This window comes from Pseudomonas sp. 3296 (genome assembly GCF_031456615.1).
Lineage (GTDB): Bacteria > Pseudomonadota > Gammaproteobacteria > Pseudomonadales > Pseudomonadaceae > Aquipseudomonas > Aquipseudomonas mucoides.
Genome location: NZ_JAVDUY010000011.1, coordinates 153,555 through 171,751, shown reverse-complemented (window position 1 = coordinate 171,751; position 18,197 = coordinate 153,555). Strand labels below are relative to the sequence as shown.

At 59.1% G+C, this 18,197-nt stretch carries 19 protein-coding genes; 13 read left to right on the top strand and 6 right to left on the bottom strand.

Annotated features, from left to right (window positions below):
* Window positions 1–315: 315 nt before the first annotated feature.
* Together J2X66_RS28035 and J2X66_RS28030 are read left to right on the top strand one after the other, a co-directional pair.
* Window positions 316–987: a response regulator gene (locus J2X66_RS28035; RefSeq protein WP_310271290.1), complete on the top strand. Its 672-nt coding sequence runs from the start codon at window positions 316–318 to the stop codon at window positions 985–987.
* Window positions 980–2,365: a sensor histidine kinase gene (locus J2X66_RS28030; RefSeq protein ID WP_310271287.1), complete on the top strand. Its 1,386-nt coding sequence runs from the start codon at window positions 980–982 to the stop codon at window positions 2,363–2,365. The genes J2X66_RS28035 and J2X66_RS28030 overlap by 8 nt, the downstream gene beginning before the upstream one ends.
* Window positions 2,366–2,430: 65 nt before the next feature.
* Here the strand turns inward: J2X66_RS28030 and J2X66_RS28025 are convergent, their stop codons facing one another.
* Together J2X66_RS28025 and J2X66_RS28020 are read right to left on the bottom strand one after the other, a co-directional pair.
* Complete coding sequence (locus J2X66_RS28025; protein WP_310271284.1) at window positions 2,431–3,252, bottom strand: HDOD domain-containing protein; 822 nt, start codon at window positions 3,250–3,252, stop codon at window positions 2,431–2,433.
* 34 nt (window positions 3,253–3,286) lie between these two features.
* Window positions 3,287–4,228, bottom strand: coding sequence for a folate-binding protein YgfZ (locus tag J2X66_RS28020; RefSeq protein ID WP_310271281.1), 942 nt, complete (start codon window positions 4,226–4,228; stop codon window positions 3,287–3,289).
* A 149-nt stretch (window positions 4,229–4,377) separates the two neighbouring features.
* Between J2X66_RS28020 and J2X66_RS28015 the strand changes: the two genes are divergently transcribed.
* A complete protein-coding gene (locus J2X66_RS28015) occupies window positions 4,378–4,632 on the top strand; it encodes a succinate dehydrogenase assembly factor 2 (RefSeq protein WP_007944081.1) in 255 nt (84 codons plus the stop codon).
* Window positions 4,616–5,068: a protein YgfX gene (locus tag J2X66_RS28010; protein ID WP_310271274.1), complete on the top strand. Its 453-nt coding sequence runs from the start codon at window positions 4,616–4,618 to the stop codon at window positions 5,066–5,068. The genes J2X66_RS28015 and J2X66_RS28010 overlap by 17 nt, the downstream gene beginning before the upstream one ends.
* On the opposite strand, the gene nadB is transcribed toward J2X66_RS28010, so the two are convergent.
* Window positions 5,037–6,653, bottom strand: a complete 1,617-nt coding sequence (nadB, locus tag J2X66_RS28005; RefSeq protein WP_310271270.1) for an L-aspartate oxidase — start codon at window positions 6,651–6,653, stop codon at window positions 5,037–5,039. The two genes, J2X66_RS28010 and nadB, sit on opposite strands and share 32 nt — an antisense overlap.
* A 556-nt stretch (window positions 6,654–7,209) precedes the next feature.
* Here nadB and rpoE point away from each other — a divergent pair.
* The 4 genes from rpoE to J2X66_RS27985 all read left to right on the top strand — a co-directional run bounded on the left by rpoE (window position 7,210) and on the right by J2X66_RS27985 (window position 10,981).
* Window positions 7,210–7,791 carry an RNA polymerase sigma factor RpoE gene (gene rpoE / locus J2X66_RS28000; RefSeq protein WP_007944079.1) on the top strand — a complete coding sequence of 194 codons (582 nt, stop codon included), beginning with the start codon at window positions 7,210–7,212 and terminating at the stop codon, window positions 7,789–7,791.
* Between the two features lie 30 nt (window positions 7,792–7,821).
* Window positions 7,822–8,409: a sigma-E factor negative regulatory protein gene (locus tag J2X66_RS27995; protein ID WP_123433861.1), complete on the top strand. Its 588-nt coding sequence runs from the start codon at window positions 7,822–7,824 to the stop codon at window positions 8,407–8,409.
* Between the two features lie 8 nt (window positions 8,410–8,417).
* Window positions 8,418–9,374, top strand: coding sequence for a MucB/RseB C-terminal domain-containing protein (locus J2X66_RS27990; RefSeq protein ID WP_310271265.1), 957 nt, complete (start codon window positions 8,418–8,420; stop codon window positions 9,372–9,374).
* 188 nt (window positions 9,375–9,562) lie between these two features.
* Window positions 9,563–10,981, top strand: coding sequence for a DegQ family serine endoprotease (locus J2X66_RS27985; protein ID WP_405046812.1), 1,419 nt, complete (start codon window positions 9,563–9,565; stop codon window positions 10,979–10,981).
* A gap of 74 nt (window positions 10,982–11,055) precedes the next feature.
* Here the strand turns inward: J2X66_RS27985 and J2X66_RS27980 are convergent, their stop codons facing one another.
* Window positions 11,056–12,489 carry a M48 family metalloprotease gene (locus J2X66_RS27980; RefSeq protein WP_310271260.1) on the bottom strand — a complete coding sequence of 478 codons (1,434 nt, stop codon included), beginning with the start codon at window positions 12,487–12,489 and terminating at the stop codon, window positions 11,056–11,058.
* 98 nt (window positions 12,490–12,587) lie between these two features.
* Here J2X66_RS27980 and J2X66_RS27975 point away from each other — a divergent pair, with 98 nt between their 5' ends.
* Together J2X66_RS27975 and J2X66_RS27970 are read left to right on the top strand one after the other, a co-directional pair.
* Window positions 12,588–12,827: a sulfurtransferase TusA family protein gene (locus J2X66_RS27975; protein ID WP_027925533.1), complete on the top strand. Its 240-nt coding sequence runs from the start codon at window positions 12,588–12,590 to the stop codon at window positions 12,825–12,827.
* Window positions 12,828–12,858: 31 nt separating this feature from the next.
* On the top strand, window positions 12,859–13,929 hold the full coding sequence (locus J2X66_RS27970) for an AI-2E family transporter (protein WP_310271257.1): 1,071 nt from the start codon (window positions 12,859–12,861) through the stop codon (window positions 13,927–13,929).
* A 114-nt stretch (window positions 13,930–14,043) separates the two neighbouring features.
* Here the strand turns inward: J2X66_RS27970 and J2X66_RS27965 are convergent, their stop codons facing one another.
* Both J2X66_RS27965 and J2X66_RS27960 read right to left on the bottom strand, forming a co-directional pair.
* Window positions 14,044–14,517: a peroxiredoxin gene (locus J2X66_RS27965; protein ID WP_123433867.1), complete on the bottom strand. Its 474-nt coding sequence runs from the start codon at window positions 14,515–14,517 to the stop codon at window positions 14,044–14,046.
* A 10-nt stretch (window positions 14,518–14,527) separates the two neighbouring features.
* Window positions 14,528–15,088, bottom strand: a complete 561-nt coding sequence (locus tag J2X66_RS27960; RefSeq protein WP_027925530.1) for a glycine cleavage system protein R — start codon at window positions 15,086–15,088, stop codon at window positions 14,528–14,530.
* 325 nt (window positions 15,089–15,413) lie between these two features.
* On the opposite strand from J2X66_RS27960, the gene dapA reads away from it, so the two are divergent.
* Genes dapA through J2X66_RS27945 form a run of 3 tightly spaced genes read left to right on the top strand, consistent with a single transcriptional unit; the run spans window position 15,414 to window position 18,188 of the window.
* Window positions 15,414–16,292: a 4-hydroxy-tetrahydrodipicolinate synthase gene (dapA, locus tag J2X66_RS27955; RefSeq protein ID WP_310271251.1), complete on the top strand. Its 879-nt coding sequence runs from the start codon at window positions 15,414–15,416 to the stop codon at window positions 16,290–16,292.
* 17 nt (window positions 16,293–16,309) lie between these two features.
* Window positions 16,310–17,425 carry an outer membrane protein assembly factor BamC gene (bamC, locus tag J2X66_RS27950; protein WP_310271248.1) on the top strand — a complete coding sequence of 372 codons (1,116 nt, stop codon included), beginning with the start codon at window positions 16,310–16,312 and terminating at the stop codon, window positions 17,423–17,425.
* Between the two features lie 4 nt (window positions 17,426–17,429).
* Window positions 17,430–18,188 carry an MBL fold metallo-hydrolase gene (locus tag J2X66_RS27945; RefSeq protein ID WP_123433871.1) on the top strand — a complete coding sequence of 253 codons (759 nt, stop codon included), beginning with the start codon at window positions 17,430–17,432 and terminating at the stop codon, window positions 18,186–18,188.
* Window positions 18,189–18,197 lie beyond the last annotated feature (9 nt).

Here is an 18,197-nt window from a genome sequence, read left to right as displayed (position 1 = left end):
TGGCAGGCATCAACGACGGGATTTGGAAGAAAGAGTGGGGCGGGTAAGCCTGAAGCTGTGTGGACAGCATGGTGCAGTACCTCGTTTATTGTTCTTATTGGCGAAAACGCGTCATGGCGTTTTTCGGGAGCTACATTTCAAAGCACGATTGGAAGGTCGGCAGTCGAAACCATCCGTGGGGGGACTCTAACGGGCCAACCTTTCACTAACCTTTCAGCAGGCTTTCACGGTTTTCGGGCTTCACAGCAGCGGATGCGGCTGTAAACTCCGCGCCAAAGAATGGCGTCGACCATCCCCTGAATGAGGTAAAGATCCATGCGCGTTCTGCTCGTCGAAGACCATTTGCAGCTGGCCGAAAGTGTCGCCCAGGCGCTCAAGAGCACCGGGCTGACCGTGGACGTGCTGCACGACGGCGTGGCCGCAGACCTGGCCTTGAGCAGCGAGGAATACGCCATGGCCATTCTCGATGTCGGCCTGCCGCGCATGGACGGTTTTGAAGTGCTCGCGCGCTTGCGTTCCCGCGGGAAAAACCTGCCGGTGCTGATGCTGACCGCGCGCAGCGACGTCAAGGATCGGGTGCATGGCTTGAACCTTGGCGCTGACGATTACCTTGCCAAACCCTTTGAACTGACCGAACTCGAAGCCCGGGTCAAAGCCTTGTTGCGCCGCAGTGTGCTGGGCGGTGAACGTCAGCAGCGCTGCGGCGTGCTGGCCTATGACCTGGACACCCGGCGCTTCAGCCTCGGCGAAGAATTGCTGACCCTGACCTCCCGCGAACAGGCAGTTCTTGAGGCGCTGATCGCCCGGCCCGGGCGAGTCATGAGCAAAGAGCAACTGGCCTCCCAGGTGTTCGGCCTGGACGAAGAAGCCAGCCCTGACGCCATCGAAATCTACGTGCATCGCTTGCGCAAAAAACTCGACGGCCAACCGGTCGCGATCGTGACGTTCCGTGGCCTCGGCTACTTGCTGGAAAGCCGCGATGCATAAGCCCAGCAGCCTGCGCTGGCGCTTGCTGTGGAACCTCGCGCTGTTGCTGGTGGTGTTAATGCTGGCCAGCGGTTTGAGCGCGTACTGGAATGGTCGCGAAGCAGCCGACACGGCGTATGACCGCACCTTGCTGGCGTCGGCGCGAACCATTGCCGCGGGTGTCACTCAGCGTGACGGCACGCTCAGTGCCGACGTGCCCTACGTAGCGCTGGACACGTTTGCCTACGACAGTGAGGGGCGAATTTTTTACCTGGTCAATGACATCCATCAAAACTTGATTTCCGGTTACGAAAACCTTCCTGCGCCACCGCCCGGAACGCCGCGCACCGATGACTACCCGGCGCTGGCACGGTTTTATAACGCTACGTATCGCGGACAGAACGTGCGGGTGGTCAGCCTGCTCAAGCCGGTCAGCGAGCCGAACATGAATGGCATGGCGGAAATTCGCGTGGCCGAAACCGATGAGGCGCGGGTCAGCATGGCGCGCAGTCTGGCGGCGGATACGCTGCTGCGGTTGGGCATGCTGGCGATTGGCGCGCTGTTGCTGGTGTGGTTCGCGGTGAGTGCGGCGTTGCGTCCGCTGGAGCGCTTGCGCACGGCGGTGGAAGAACGCCAGTCGGATGATCTGCGGCCATTGCCGTTGGTGGAAGTGCAGCGCGAGTTGTGGCCGCTGGTACGCGCGCTCAATCACTTTACCGAGCGGCTGCGCGGACAGTTCGAGCGCCAGGCACAGTTCATCGCCGACGCGGCTCATGAACTGCGTACGCCGCTGGCAGCGCTCAAGGCGCGGCTGGAACTTGGCCTGCGGGCGAGTGAACCGGAAACCTGGCGCAGCACCCTGGAAACGGCGGCCCAGGGCACGGACAGATTGACCCACCTGGCCAATCAATTGCTGTCGTTGGCACGGGTCGAAAACGGTGCCCGGGCCATTGCCGAGGGCGGCGCGCAGTTGCTGGATTTGAGTCAGTTGGCCCGGGAGTTGGGCATGGCCATGGCGCCGTTGGCCCATGCGCGCGGCGTGGCCCTGGCACTCGAAGCGGACGAGCCGGTGTGGCTGCGTGGTGAGCCGACGCTGCTGAACGAACTGCTGAGTAACCTGGTGGATAACGCGTTGGCCCATACGCCGTCGGGCGGCAATGTGATTCTGCGGGTGACGGCTCCGGCGGTGCTGGAGGTCGAGGATGACGGGCCGGGAATTCCGGTGGATGAGCGGGATCGGGTGTTTGAGCGCTTCTATCGGCGTAATCAACAGGTCGCCGGGTCTGGGTTGGGGCTTGCGATTGTGGGGGAGATCTGCCGCGCGCATCTGGCGCAGATCAGTCTGCACGATGGCGAGACGAAGGGATTGAAGGTGCGGGTGAGTTTTATTGCCGGGTAGTTTTGCATTGACTGGGCTGGCCCTTCGCGAGCCTGCTCGCGATGGGGGGGGCGACGCGGTCTCGACTAGTAAAACATCGACCGCGATTCTTCCAGATCCTTGATCACCGCGTCGTTCTCCAGATCAATCCCAAGCTTCTTGAAGGACGGCACGCTGGTCAGGTCGAAACGGGCCAGCGAGTGGTCGCTGTCCTTGTGGCAATACAGACTGGCCACTTGCACCAGATCCACATAATCAATCCGCTCGGACTCACGCTTGAAGTCCAGGTATTGCCCCGGCACCTTCACCAGTTTCTCTGGAAATTCCCAGACCCTGAGCAGTTTGTCTCCGATCAGGGGGTGAATGTGGTCGATCACATGGTTGAGGCTGACCGGGTCGGACAGCAGCTCATAGTGATCTTCGGCGTAGGTCAGAATCGGCAACACGCCAATCTGATGCACCAGACCGCCGAGGGCGGCCTGATCGGGCTTGAGTTGCGTGTAGCTGCGGCACAGCGCATAGCTGACCCCGGCGATCTCCAGGCTTTTGCGCCAGACATCGTGCATCTTTTGCTGCACCACCTCGGAGCGGGCGTGGAAAATCTGTTCCATCACCAGACCGATCGCCAGATTGCTGCTGTAGTTGACGCCCAGTCGCGTGATCGCCGTGTGCAGGTCGTTGACTTCTTGAGTCGCGCGCAGCAGTGGGCTATTGACCACTTTGATCAGACGCGCCGACAACGCCGTATCGCGGCCGATCACTTTGCTCAGGGTGCTGACACTGATTTCCGGGTCTTCGGCGGCCTTGCGAATCTGCATGGCCACTTCCGGTAATGTTGGCAGAACCAGGTCATCGTTATCGATGGCCTCAACCAAATCCTGTTGGACCTTTTCCGCCAGATCGCTCATTTCGTTTCTCTAGGTGTTGCCACAAATGCTGCGGTTAACGCTGGATCTCGCGATCGCGGTCCAGTGAGTAAGGCAGGTCGAGCAAGTTCAGGGCGGGTCCTTCCAGGGTGCCGAGATGAATGTCGCCACCCTCGGCAGCTTCGGCTTGCAGCACGGCAAGGAGTTCAATGTTTTGTTGCGCGTTGGCCGCCAGCACCACTTCGCCGATGGAACTGCCATGGTTCGGGGAAAACAGCGGCGTGCCGGGGGCGGGCAATTCGCTGGCGTCCAGGGTCAGACGGTACAAGCGGCGCTTGAGTTTGCCCAGGTACTGCATGCGCGCGACGATTTCCTGACCGGTGTAGCAGCCTTTCTTGAAGCTCACACCACCAACGGCTTGCAGGTTGAGCATCTGCGGGATGAACAGTTCGCGTGTTTGCGGCATGACCTGACCGATCCCTGCGCGGATCTGCCCCAGCAGCCATTGATTCAGAGTGCCTTCGGCCAGCAGGGCGGACAGCTTGCCCTTGATGGCGACGGCCTGATCGGCGGCGACCCACAGTTCCGCGCGATGCGGCGAGACGCGGATGGCGATCAGGCCTTCGTGACGCACGACACTGTCGGTGTCTGCCGGCAACGCCAGACCAAGGCTGCTCAGCGCGGCATCGCCATGATCAAGGCCGAAGCGGACCCAGGCGGCGCTTTCGTCGGTCAATTTGGATTTGGAGAACACGGCGTACTTCTTCAGGTCCGCCAGTTGCGGTTCCAGCAGTTCGGTGGCCATGGCCATCACTACGCCGTCACCTTCCAGCATGATGCGGAAACTCGACTGCATCCGGCCTTTTTGCGTACAGCGCGCGCCCAGGCTGGCCTGGGTTTCACTGAGGTAATTGAGGTTGCAGGTCAATTGGCCTTGCAGGAATTTGCCGGCATCCGCGCCGCGGACCGCGAGAACGCCTTCGTGAGACAGGGTGCAGAAAAAAGCAGAATCGGCCATGGGTCATCGCAGGGTAAAGAGTCTGGGGGACATCATAAGGGGGCGCCCGTGAAATGGGTAGTTCACAAAAGGTCGGCAGTGCCCGACCAAAGCCGACTGTTCGACGAGGCGCGGGGCTGTATACTTGCCGCCTATTTGAGGAGCGCTCCATGGTCGAAGATGTTGAACTGAATCGCCTCTATTGGCACAGCCGCCGCGGCATGCTTGAGCTGGACGTATTGCTGGTGCCGTTTGTCAAAGAAGTCTACCCGCACCTCAACGATGTCGACCGCGATTGCTACCGCAAGCTGCTCGAGTGCGAAGATCAGGACATGTTCGGCTGGTTCATGGAACGCGCCGAATCGGAAGATCCGGAGCTTCAGCGCATGGTTCGCATGATCCTGGACCGTGTCCAGCCCAAGTAATACGTTCGAATGCCGCTGGCATGCCTCACGGCAGTTGCTGGCGGCGTATCTTCTGGCCCAGCTGTTCGCGCTGGGCTCGTTGTTTCTTTTGTCTATACCGGTCTGGGCCAGTGTGCTCGGCGCTTTCTGCTGTCTGGCGCATGGCGTTTGGGTATTGCCCCGTCAGATTCTGCTGACACATCCGCAGGCATATCGCGGCTTGCGTCGCGATGCCGAAGGCTGGCAGTTGTGGAATCAGGCGCGGGGTTGGCAGCCGGTGCAGTTACGACCGGACAGCCTGGCGCTGCCGTTGATCGTGGTGCTGCGGTTTCGCCTGCGCGGCGAACGCCGTATCCGGTCGATCTGCGTACCCCGCGACTCGCAGGCGGCGGATGTGCACCGACGCCTGCGGGTTCGATTGACGTTCAGTCGACGTAGGTGGGCGGCACCAGAATAGTGTCCAAGGCAACCGGTAACATATTCGGATAGTCGAGGGTGTAATGCAGGCCCCGGCTTTCCTTGCGCTCCATGGCGGACTGGATCATCAGTTCGGCCACCTGGGCCAGGTTGCGCAATTCGATCAAATCGCGGCTGACTTTATAGTTGCTGTAGAACTCGTCGATTTCGTCCAGCAGCAGCCGCACGCGATGTTGCGCACGCTGCAAGCGTTTGTTGGTGCGCACGATGCCGACGTAGTCCCACATGAATCGACGCAGTTCATCCCAGTTGTGCGCAATGATCACGTCTTCGTCGGAATCGGTGACCTGGCTCGCATCCCAGATAGGCAGGGCGGCGGGGATCGATACGTGCGGCAACTGTTCAAGAATGTCCGCCGCCGCCGAACGGGCGTAAACGAAACACTCCAGCAACGAATTGCTGGCCATGCGGTTGGCGCCGTGCAGGCCGGTGAAACTGGTTTCGCCAATGGCATACAGCCCCGGCACGTCGGTGCGGCCGTTCTGATCGACCATCACGCCGCCACAGGTGTAGTGCGCCGCCGGAACCACCGGGATCGGCTGCTTGGTGATGTCGATGGAAAACTCGAGGCAGCGTTCGTACACCGTCGGAAAGTGTGTCTTGATGAACGCTTCGGGTTTGTGGCTGATGTCCAGATAGACGCAGTCGATACCCAGGCGCTTCATTTCATGGTCGATGGCCCGGGCAACGATGTCCCGTGGCGCCAATTCTGCGCGCGGGTCGAAGCGCTGCATGAAACGCTCGCCGCTAGGCAGTTTGAGGTGCGCACCTTCGCCGCGCAGGGCTTCGGTGATCAGGAAGCTTTTTGCCTGCGGGTGGTATAGGCAGGTGGGGTGAAACTGGTTGAACTCCAGATTCGCCACCCGGCAACCGGAACGCCAGGCCATAGCGATACCGTCTCCGCAGGCGCCGTCGGGGTTGCTGGTATAGAGGTAGACTTTGGCCGCGCCACCGGACGCGAGGATGACGAAGCGTGCGCCGTAGGTGTCGACTTCGCCGGTCCCGCGGTTGAGTACGTAGGCGCCGAGGCAGCGATCGCCTTCCAGGCCGAGGCGTTTTTCGGTGATCAGGTCCACCGCGACGCGCTGTTCCAGCAATTCGATGTTGGGCCGTTGTCTGGCCTGGGCCAGCAACGTTCTGAATATCGCAGCGCCCGTGGCATCGGCGGCATGAATGATGCGCCGATGGCTATGGCCGCCTTCGCGGGTCAGGTGAAACTCGAACCCGCCGTCTTCGGTTCCGGATTGTTCGTCGCGGGTAAACGGCACGCCTTGGTCGATCAGCCATTGAATCGCTTCTTTACTATGCTCGACGGTAAAGCGCACGGCGTCTTCGTGGCACAGGCCTCCGCCGGCATTGAGGGTGTCGTCGACGTGGGACTCAACGGTGTCGGAGTCATCCAGCACGGCAGCGACGCCGCCCTGGGCCCAGAATGTCGAGCCGTTGGCGAGGTCGCCTTTGCTCAGTACCGCGATGCGCAAGTGACCCGGCAGGGTCAGCGCAAGACTCAAACCGGCAGCGCCGCTGCCAATCACCAGAACATCGTGTTGAAACTGTTGGCTCATTTCAGGATTCCGCTCAAAGCGACCCGGGTCGGGGTTGGCGCAAGACTGCTGGATCGGCGAGTCAAGTCGGCCACACAGCCCACTAGTATATAGAGGGGGGGAGCGGCACAATACCCGAGCGCATATGGCATTGTGAAACTACTGTGACGGGAAATACTCGACGCTTCGTCGGATGGTTTTTTGACCGGTTCGACGACAAGGCGACTGTATCGTGGATTTAACAGTATTTTTCTACTCACGGTCTCACAATGTCGGTGCCGTCCGGTTTTAAATAATGGAACTTTTGCCAAAGGCCAAAGATCAATAGACGGTTGCCTGATTCAAGGGACAGTGTCGGCTTCTGGGCAGGATCTGCAGTTTGATCCTTGCTGGCGAATCCGACGACAAGATTATTCGCGCAGCCGGTAACCCGCGCTGCGCTTTTCGTGCGTGCCAAATCAGAGCCCGCAGGAAACTTGCTTGGAGGGGGAGAACTTTTGCGAAAAGCCCGAGTCTATGTTTGCAAGTCTGGTCGTTTAGTTATGCAAGCTTCCTCCGAGCTTATCGAGGAGTGTTCATGCTAACCCAGGAAGAGGATCAGCAGCTGGTCGAGCGCGTTCAACGTGGCGACAAGCGAGCTTTCGATCTGCTAGTGCTGAAATACCAGCACAAAATTCTCGGGTTGATCGTGCGTTTCGTGCACGACACCCATGAAGCCCAGGATGTGGCGCAGGAAGCCTTTATCAAGGCGTACCGAGCCCTAGGGAATTTTCGCGGAGACAGCGCGTTTTACACGTGGCTTTACCGTATCGCCATTAACACGGCGAAAAACTATCTGGTTTCACGCGGCCGTCGGCCGCCGGATAGCGATGTCAGTTCCGAGGATGCAGAGTTCTACGATGGCGATCATGGCCTCAAGGATCTCGAGTCGCCAGAACGAGCGTTGCTGCGGGATGAGATCGAAGGCACCGTCCATCGGACCATCCAGCAACTGCCAGAAGATTTACGTACGGCTTTAACTTTACGTGAATTCGATGGTCTGAGTTACGAGGACATTGCGGCCGTCATGCAATGTCCGGTGGGTACCGTGCGCTCCCGGATTTTCCGCGCTCGGGAGGCCATCGATAAAGCCCTGCAGCCGTTGTTGCAGGAAAACTGAGACAGCGGCGACAGCCAAGAGAGGAACGCCATGAGTCGTGAAGCCCTGCAGGAATCGCTGTCCGCAGTGATGGATAACGAAGCGGACGAACTGGAATTGCGTCGGGTATTAAATGCCTTTGACGATGTTGAAACCCGTGAAACCTGGGCTCGTTACCAAATCGCTCGGGCAGTCATGCACAAGGACTTGCTGCTTCCACGCCTGGATATCGCTGCAGCCGTGTCTGCTGCGTTGGCCGACGAAGCCGTACCGGCAAAAGCCTCCCGTGGTCCATGGCGCAGCCTGGGTCGCCTGGCAGTAGCCGCTTCGGTCACACTGGCTGTACTGGCCGGCGTTCGTTTGTACAACCAGGACGAGATCGCTGGTGTCGAACTGGCTCAGCAATCCAATCAACCGGGTCTGGCCGTTCCTCAGGTCAAGGGTCCAGCTGTATTGGCAGGCTACAATGAGAGTTCGGATGCCACTGGCCCTATGGCCAGCGGTGTATTGCAAGGTCAGCCAGGCTGGCACGATCAGCGTCTGCCAAGCTACTTGCGCCAACATGCTCAACAAGCTGCATTGAAAGGTACTGAAAGTGCTCTGCCTTATGCTCGTGCAGCAAGCCTGGAAAACCGCTAAGGAGGATCATGCGCGCCATACCTCTACTTTCGCTTCTGCTCGCAGGCTGGTTTGTTGTACCAGCCCACGCTGATGAAGCCCAGGACTGGTTGACCCGTCTAGGCCAGGCCGAGCAACAGCAAAGCTTTCACGGTACTTTTGTTTACGAGCGTAACGGTAGTTTTTCTACCCATAACATTTGGCATCGCGTCCAGGATGGCAAAGTCCGAGAGCGTTTACTCCAGCTCGACGGCTCTGCACAGGAAGTCGTGCGCATTGATGGGCATACTCAATGCGTCAGCGGCACCCTGATAGCAGGATTGGGGGATTCACCCAATACTGCTGCTCGTGCACTGGATCCACAAAAGTTAAAGAATTGGTATGACCTTGCCGTCATTGGCAAGTCGCGTGTGGCTGGGCGTGCGGCAGTGATTGTTTCGCTGACGCCACGTGATCAGCATCGATACGGTTTTGAGCTTCATCTGGACAAAGAAACCGGCCTGCCGCTCAAGTCATTGTTGCTCAATGACAAAGGGCAGTTGCTGGAGCGATTCCAGTTCACACAACTGGATACCGCCGACGTGCCGTCTGACAAAGACTTGCAGGCGGGTGATGATTGCAAGGCAGTCACCCTCGACAGTGACAAGGCTTCCGCCATTAAGGTCGCTCAGGTGTGGCATTCGGACTGGCTACCACCCGGTTTTGAGTTGACCAGCAGCAGTGCTCGCAAAGATCCGGAGACCAAAACACAGGTCAACAGTCTGATGTATGACGACGGCCTGGCGCGTTTCTCGGTTTTCCTTGAACCGTTGAATGGCGCAACCGTGACGGACACTCGCACACAATTGGGCCCTACCGTTGCTGTATCCCGCCGTCTGACCACGCCTCAGGGCGAAGTGATGGTGACCGTGGTAGGTGAGATTCCGATAGGCACTGCTGAACGTATTGCGCTGTCCATGCGCACCGATGCCACCGCAACCAAGTAGTGGGTCATTACCGAAATGTTTGGTGAGCATTTCAATTTGCAAAAAATCCTGAATTTTTCTATAGGTCAGAGCCTCACGGCTCTGGCCTTGTTTTGTAGTTCCCGGAACAAAAATACCGGCGTATTGTTTCCGGTGTTCCTTGCTCCATATCGCTTAACCATGCTCGTCGTAACGGGAGCCGTATGTCGATACCACGCTTGAAGTCTTACCTTTCCATTTTTGCCACCGTGCTGGTGCTCGGTCAGGCGGTCACTGCGCAAGCGGTCGAGCTGCCTGATTTCACCCAATTGGTCGAGCAGGCCTCGCCTGCCGTGGTGAACATCAGTACCACCCAGAAACTGCCGGACCGCAAAGTGTCCGGGCAAATGCCCGACCTTGAAGGCCTGCCGCCAGCGCTGCGCGAGTTCTTCGAGCGGGGCATGCCTCAACCGCGTTCGCCTCGTGGTGATCGCCAGCGTGAAGCCCAGTCCCTGGGTTCGGGCTTCATCATTTCGCCTGATGGCTACATCCTGACCAACAACCATGTGATTGCCGATGCCGATGAAATCCTCGTGCGTCTTGCTGATCGCAGTGAGCTGAAAGCCAAACTGATTGGCACTGATCCACGTTCCGATGTGGCGCTGTTGAAGATCGAAGGCAAAGACCTGCCAGTGCTTAAACTCGGCAAATCCCAGGATCTGAAAGCCGGTCAGTGGGTGGTCGCCATCGGTTCGCCGTTCGGTTTCGACCACACCGTGACCCAAGGCATCGTCAGCGCCATCGGGCGTAGCCTGCCAAACGAAAACTATGTGCCGTTTATCCAGACCGACGTGCCGATCAACCCGGGTAACTCGGGTGGTCCGCTGTTCAACCTGAATGGCGAAGTGGTCGGGATCAACTCGCAGATCTACACCCGCTCCGGGGGCTTCATGGGCGTATCGTTCGCGATCCCTATCGATGTCGCCATGGATGTTTCCAATCAGCTCAAAGAAGGTGGCAAAGTCAGCCGTGGCTGGTTGGGTGTGGTGATTCAGGAAGTGAACAAGGACCTGGCCGAGTCGTTTGGTCTTGAGAAACCGGCCGGTGCGCTGGTCGCTCAGATCCAGGACGATGGCCCGGCAGCCAAGGGTGGTCTGCAAGTGGGCGACGTGATCCTGAGCATGAACGGTCAGCCGATCGTCATGTCGGCCGACTTGCCACACCTGGTGGGCGCACTGAAAGCGGGCGCCAAGGCCAATCTCGAAGTGATTCGCGAAGGCAAACGCAAGAACGTCGAACTGACAGTCGGCGCGATTCCTGACGAAGGCAAAGAACTGGATTCGATGCCTAAGTCGGGCGTTGAAATCAGCAGCAATCGTTTGGGTGTCTCCGTCGCCGAACTGTCTGATGAGCAGAAGAAAACCTACGACCTCAAAGGTGGTGTGGTGATCAAGGAAGTTCAGGACGGTCCTGCCTCGCTGATTGGCTTGCAACCAGGTGACATCATCACTCACCTGAACAACCAGGCCATCAGCTCCAGCAAGGAGTTCACCGAGATTGCCAAGGCGCTGCCGAAGAACCGATCGGTATCGATGCGGGTTCTGCGTCAAGGTCGTGCCAGCTTCATCACCTTCAAACTGGCTGAATAAGCCGGTTGTTGGCTGAATAAAAAACCGCCTCGAAAGAGGCGGTTTTTTTGTGCGCGGAAGTTACAGCTGAACCGTCAGCCCATCATGTCCTTGATCATGCGCTCCTGCTCCATCAACTCACGCTGACGTGCATCTATACGCGAGGACAACGGGAAGTTGCTGCCAGCCTTGCGCTTGGCGAAATCCAGTTGCTGAATGGCCTGACGATAGTCGCCGACCAATGCAAAATACTCCGCGCGAGCCTGATGCAGGCCGATGATGTTGCCGGACAGGCCGCGAGTCTCTGCCACCTGATACCACACGTCCGGATCGTCCGGTCGCGACTTGAGCAGGCCTTCCAATGCCTTTTCAGCATCGGCGGTGCGGTTCTGTTTCAGCAGCAGATCGACACGCACCTGATTCAGCGGGTAGTTGCCGGGGTATTGCGTGAGCAACCGGTCGACGCGTGATTGAGCATCCGGCAGGCGATTGTTGGTGATGTCCAGATCGACTTCCGCCAGGTTATAGATGATCTCGTTCGGCGCCTTGGCCAACAACGGCTTGAGGTTCTCCCTAGCTTCATTCAGCTGGCCACCCTTGATCTGGGCAATTGCCAGGCCATAACGCGCGACGTCATTTTTCGGGTTTTCTTCAAGCAAGGCACGGAAGCGCTTGGCGCCCAGGCCTGGGGTTTCTTCGTAGAACAGCTGGACTCGTGCACGAATCAGCTGATAGCGCAGGGTGTCTTCGATGCCGCCCTGTGGAGCCTGTTCGGCGCGGTTTCGGGTGTCGGCGATCCGCGATTCAGTAACCGGGTGAGTCAGCAGGAATTCCGGCGGCTTGGCGTCGAAGCGGTACTGGCGCCCCAGGCGCTCGAACATGCTCGGCATCGAACGCGGGTCGTAACCGGCTTTTTCCAGATTGACGATGCCGATGCGGTCGGCTTCCTGTTCGTTCTGACGCGAGAAGCGTCGCTGTTCCTGAATCGCCGCCGCTTGCGTACCTGCAATGGCCGCGATCCCGGCGTCACCGGCACCGGCCGCTGCAATCACGATCCCGGCCAGCAAGGCGGCCATCATCGGCACTTGCATGCGCTGCTGGGCCTCAATGCCGCGGGCAAAGTGGCGTTGCGACAAGTGAGCCAATTCGTGAGCCAGTACCGAGGCGTATTCACCCTCGGTCTGCGCATTGAGGAACAAGCCGCCGTTGACCCCGACAATCCCGCCCGGCGCCGCAAAGGCGTTGAGCTGTGGGCTGTTGATCAGGATGAACTCCAGGCGCCGGTCATTGACCTGGCTGGTTTCCACCAGTCGGTAAACGCTGGATTCGACGTAATCCTTGAGCTGCGGATCGTTGAGCTGCGCCACCTGGCTGCGCAACAGCGCCAGCCACGCACGGCCCAGCTGGTATTCCTGTTGCGGCGAGACGATGGCAGAACTGGCGTCGCCGAGTGACGGCAAGTCGTCGGCAAAGCCCGGTGAGGCGAGCAGGCAAGCGAGCGTCAGCAGGGTAGGGCGCAAAAAAGTCATGCACAAAGCCTTAGTCGACAAAGACCTTACTGTAGCCGGACACTGGGCTTGGGACCAGATATTCTAGGCAACTCAACCACCTGACCCGGAGTGAAACAATGACCGACGCTGTAGAGCATGACGTCGAACTGGACGCCAGCGGCCTGAATTGTCCGTTGCCGTTGCTCAAGGCCAAGCTAGAGCTCAATCGCCTGGCCAGCGGCGCGGTGCTCAAGGTAATCGCCACGGATGCGGGTTCGCAGCGTGACTTCCGCACCTTTGCCCGATTGGCCGGTCATACGCTGCTTCGCGAAGAAGATGAGGCGGGTGTTTACCGCTACTGGTTAAAAAAAGCCTGAAACCTGCTGCGTTCGTTTCTAAGGAATATTGATGTTCAAGGTGTTACGCGACTGGATTCAGCGCTACTTTTCCGATGAAGAAGCCGTGGTGCTGGCGGTGCTGCTGGTGCTGGCATTCACCGCCGTGCTGACGTTGGGCGGTATGCTCGCGCCGGTATTGGCCGGGATGGTGCTGGCGTACCTCATGCACGGCCTGGTGGCCACCCTCGAACGTTTGCGCATGCCCGGTGGCGTGGCGGTGGGGCTGGTGTTCACACTGTTCATGGGGGCGTTGCTGGTCTTCATTATTGTCCTGGTGCCGCTGCTGTGGCATCAGCTGATTACGCTGTTCAACGAGCTGCCCGGCATGCTCGCCAAGTGGCAGTCGCTGTTATTGTTGCTGCCCGAGCGTTATCCGCATCTGGTGTCCGATGAGCAGGTATTGCAGGCCATCGAAGTGGCGCGGGGCGAGATCGGTAAATTCGGCCAGTGGGCGCTGACGTTCTCGTTGTCGAGTCTGCCGTTGCTGGTGAATATCATGATCTACCTCGTCCTGGTGCCGATCCTGGTGTTCTTCTTCCTCAAGGACCGGGAGATGATCGGCCAGTGGGTGCGTGGTTACCTGCCCCGTGAACGGGCGTTGATCACCCGCGTCGCTCACGAAATGAACCGGCAGATCGCCAATTACATTCGCGGCAAGGTCATCGAGATTTTCATCTGCGGCGGGGTGACCTACATCGGATTTGTCGTGCTGGGGCTTAACTACGCCGCGCTGCTGGCCTTACTGGTGGGCGTGTCGGTGGTGGTGCCCTACGTCGGCGCCGTGGTAGTGACCGTGCCGGTCATGCTGATTGCGCTGTTCCAGTGGGGCTGGAGCGATCAGTTCATTTATTTGATGGCGGTCTACGGGATCATTCAGACGCTGGACGGCAACGTGCTGGTGCCGTTGCTGTTCTCGGAGGCGGTCAACCTGCACCCGGTCGCGATCATTTGCGCGGTGCTGTTGTTTGGCGGGTTGTGGGGGTTCTGGGGCGTGTTCTTTGCGATTCCGCTGGCGACGTTGTTCAAGGCCGTGCTGGATGCATGGCCGCGCAAAGAGCCGGAAGTCGCGCCGCTGCTTTAGTATTTCAGTGAGGCTGATGGCCTCCATAACGAGCAGGCTCGGTCCCACAGGGATATCACGATACCTGTGGGACCGAGCTTGCTCGCGATAGCGTCGTAACAGGCGCCAAAAAAATCAGGCCTTATTCAAAGCCTGAGCAGCCGCCAACACCGCATCCACATGCCCCGGCACCTTCACACCGCGCCATTCCTGACGCAGTACACCGTTCTTGTCGATCAGGAACGTGCTGCGATCGACGCCCATGTATTCCTTGCCATACAGTTTCTTGAGCTTGATCACATCAAACTGCTGGCAAAGCGCTTCTTCCTTGTCGCTGATCAGCTCGAAGGTGAACGCCTGCTTGGCCTTGAAATTTTCGTGGGACTTGAGGCTGTCACGCGATACACCGAAGACTTCGGTGTTGGCCGCTTTAAACGCCTCAAGCTGATCGCGAAAGCCCTGACCTTGAGTGGTGCAACCCGGCGTGCTGTCCTTTGGATAGAAGTAGATCACCACTTGCTTGCCTTTAAGGCCCGCGAGGCTGACGGTCTGTCCATTGGTGGCGGGTGCTTCGAAGTCGGCAACCGGTTGGTCGATGGCAACGGCCATGAAAGCTTCCTTACATTGGGTTTTGTGGGCGCCACGGTTCGATCAGCGCATCCAGGTTCAGCGCGTCGGCGAAGTCCAGGAACTGATCGCGCAGCCAGCTGATCTGCACGCCAGCCGGCAAGGTCACGGTAAACGTGGCGTTGAGCATGGTGCCGCCGGTTTGTGGTGCCTGATAGGTGTCACAGGTCAGGTTTTCCAACTCGACGTTGTGGTCCATGAAAAACTGGCACAGCTCATTGATGATGTCAGACCGGTAGGCCGAGCTGACATAAGCCACGTAAGGCAGCGCCTGGGGACGGTTCTCCAGGGCCGCGCTGCGCACCACATTGACGGTGAACGCATGCTTTTTGGAGAGGCTCGGCAAGCTGCCTTCCAGACGCGCCAGGGCGTCCCAGCTACCGGAAATCTCGAGGATCAACGCACTGCACTCGCCATGACGGGTCAGGCGGGAAGTGACCACGGCGCAGCGATTTTCATGGCTGGCGCGGCACAGGACGTTAGTCAGCTCCATGGGGTTGGCGCCGAGGGCACTGATGACAAGGAATTGTTCGCGAACTGTGGGGGTGGACATGCAGCATTCCTAAAGCGATGAGCGGTCGGTACGACTAAGGGCTTTTTTCGGGGACAAGCCTGCGGATGCGAATTCAGAAAACCCGAGTCACAAGTTGCAACGTGCTCCAGTGAGGCAGGAGCGAGGGGTGGCAACGCTGGATCGGGGCTTGTGATGCCGTAAATGGAGGCTTGAACCTGGCGTACGAGCTTATCAGTACCGATCAAAGTCTGAAGGGTAGCGAAAAGCAACGCCAAGGGGAATGGCGGCAGCGCAGTACTTTGCTTGTGCAAGCATCTTGGCGCCAGTACCATTACCGCTCTCTTTTTCCGGCAGGAGCGGTTTCATGATTGCGGGCAGTATGGTGGCACTGGTCACACCCATGGATGCACAAGGGCGTCTTGACTGGGACAGCCTCAGCAAACTCGTGGACTTCCACCTTGAAAACGGCACCCATGCCATTGTCGCGGTCGGTACTACCGGCGAGTCGGCAACCCTCGACGTAGACGAGCACATCGCGGTCATCAAGGCCGTGGTCAAGCAGGTCAATGGCCGTATTCCGGTGATCGCCGGCACCGGCGCCAACTCGACCCGCGAAGCCGTCGAGCTGACCCGCAACGCCAAAGCGGCCGGCGCCGATGCCTGCCTGCTGGTCGTTCCGTACTACAACAAGCCGACTCAGGAAGGCTTGTACCAGCACTTCAAGCACATCGCTGAATCGGTCGACATTCCACAGATCCTCTACAACGTTCCTGGCCGCACCTCCTGCGACATGCAGGCCGAGACCGTGATTCGCCTGTCCACCGTGCCGAACATCATCGGTATCAAGGAAGCCACTGGCGACCTGAAGCGTGCCAAGGCAATCCTTGATGGCGTGAGCAAGGACTTCATCGTGCTGTCCGGCGATGATCCGACCGCTGTCGAGCTGATCCTGCTGGGCGGCAAGGGCAACATCTCCGTCACCGCCAACGTCGCCCCGCGCGAAATGGCCGACCTGTGCGAGGCCGCGCTCAAGGGCGACGCCGAGACTGCACGGGCCATCAACGAAAAACTGATGCCGCTGCACAAGGACCTGTTCATCGAAGCCAACCCGATTCCGGTGAAGTGGGCTTTGGTCGAAATGGGCTTGATGCATGAAGGCATTCGCCTGCCGCTGACCTGGCTGAGCACACCTTGTCATGAAACGCTTCGCTCGGCCCTGCGCCAGTGCGGCGTCCTGGTTTAATTGAGGAAGTACAACGCATGAAGCGAATGGCCGGACTTTCCGCACTTGCCTTGATTATCTCCAGCACCAGTGGCTGTGGATGGGTCTGGGGCCCGGAAGGTTATTTCCGTGACCGTGGTAGCGACTACCTGGAAGCGCAACAGACTGCACCCATGCAATTGCCACCGGATGTCACCACCGCCAAACGTCTGGATCCGCTGCTGCCGATCCCGCGTAACGTGGCCGATGACACCGCCAAGGGCGAATACATCGTTCCTCGTCCGCAGCCGTTGTCGGCGTCGGCCGATGCCAGTGCCTACTCCCTGCAGAAAGTCGGCGATTCTCGTTCGATCCTGGCGCAGAACCCTCCGGCCGAAGTCTGGCCAGTGGCTGTGCAGTTCTTCCAGGACAACGGTTTCCGTCTGGATGAACAGAAGCCGCAAACCGGCGAATTCACTACGACCTGGCAGCATTCCGACGAACTGTCTGCAGCGATGGCTAAACGCCTGAGCGCAGCCGGCGTCAGCACCGACAGCGAAACCCGCGTGCGAGTGCGGATCGAGCCAGGCGTGCAGCGCAACACCAGTGAAGTCTATGTGGTCAGCGCCGAGCGTCCTGCCGGCAGCACCGCCGATGTGGACTTCACCAACCGTTCGGTCAACACCGGCCTGGACGCAGCACTGGTCGACGACATGCTCGCGAGCATGAGCCGCATTTCGGAGAAGGGCGGTTCGGTCTCGATGCTGGCTTCGCGTGATTTCGATACGCCAAGTCGTATCAGCCTGAGCGAAGACGGCAGCGGCAACCCGGTTCTGAACGTCGGCAACGACCTGGACCGTGCCTGGTCGAGCGTCGGTCGTGCGCTGGAACAGGGCGAATGGCGCGTTGAAGACATCAACCGCAGCCTGGGCCTGTACTACATCAACCTCTCCGAAAAAGCCGAGAAGAAAGACGAGAAGCCAGGCTTCTTCAGCAGCTTGTTCGGCAGCGCGCCGAGCAAGGAAGAAGTTGAAGCCCGTGCCGAGCGTTATCAGGTTCGCCTGAGCAAGGTCGGTGAAAACGTCCAGGTGACCGTCGAGAAAAACATCAACACCGTGGCGCCGGCAGACGTGGCGCGTAAAGTGTTGAGTGAGATTCAGGACAAACTGGGCTGATCACATGCGTTTTGCCGTTCTCGGCAGCGGTAGCCAAGGGAACGGCACGCTGGTAGCCAGCGATGATACGTACGTGCTGGTGGATTGTGGTTTCTCCCTGCGGGAAACCGAAAAACGCCTGCTGCGCCTGGGTGTGAACCCTGCGCAGCTGAGCGCGATACTCGTGACCCACGAACATGCCGACCATGTGCATGGCGTGGGTTTGCTGTCTCGGCGCTACAATCTGCCTGTCTACCTCAGTCGCGGGACCCTGCGCGGGATGCGCAAACCGATTGAACCGGCTGGCCTTCTGGCCGGCGGCGAGCAACTGCAGATCGGCGCTCTGAGCATCGGCGTCATTGCCGTGGCCCACGATGCACAGGAGCCGACGCAATACGTCTTCAGCGACGGTGAGCGGCGCTTCGGCCTGCTGACCGACCTGGGCTCGTATTGCAACACGGTGCTGGACGGCTATCGGGATCTCGATGCGTTGATGATCGAGTCCAACCATTGCCGTGACATGCTGGCTCGCGGTCACTACCCGTACTTTCTCAAGCAGCGGGTGGGCGGTGAACTGGGACATTTGAACAACCACCAGGCGGCATTCCTGGTGTCTGAGTTGGGCTGGCAAGGCCTGCAACACCTGGTCCTGGCCCATCTGAGCAGCAAGAACAACCTGCCGCAGCTGGCCCGGCAATGTTTTGTCGACACCCTCGGGTGCGACCCCGACTGGCTGCAACTGGCCGATCAAGATTCAGGGCTCGACTGGCGACACATCGCCTAGCCCACCTAC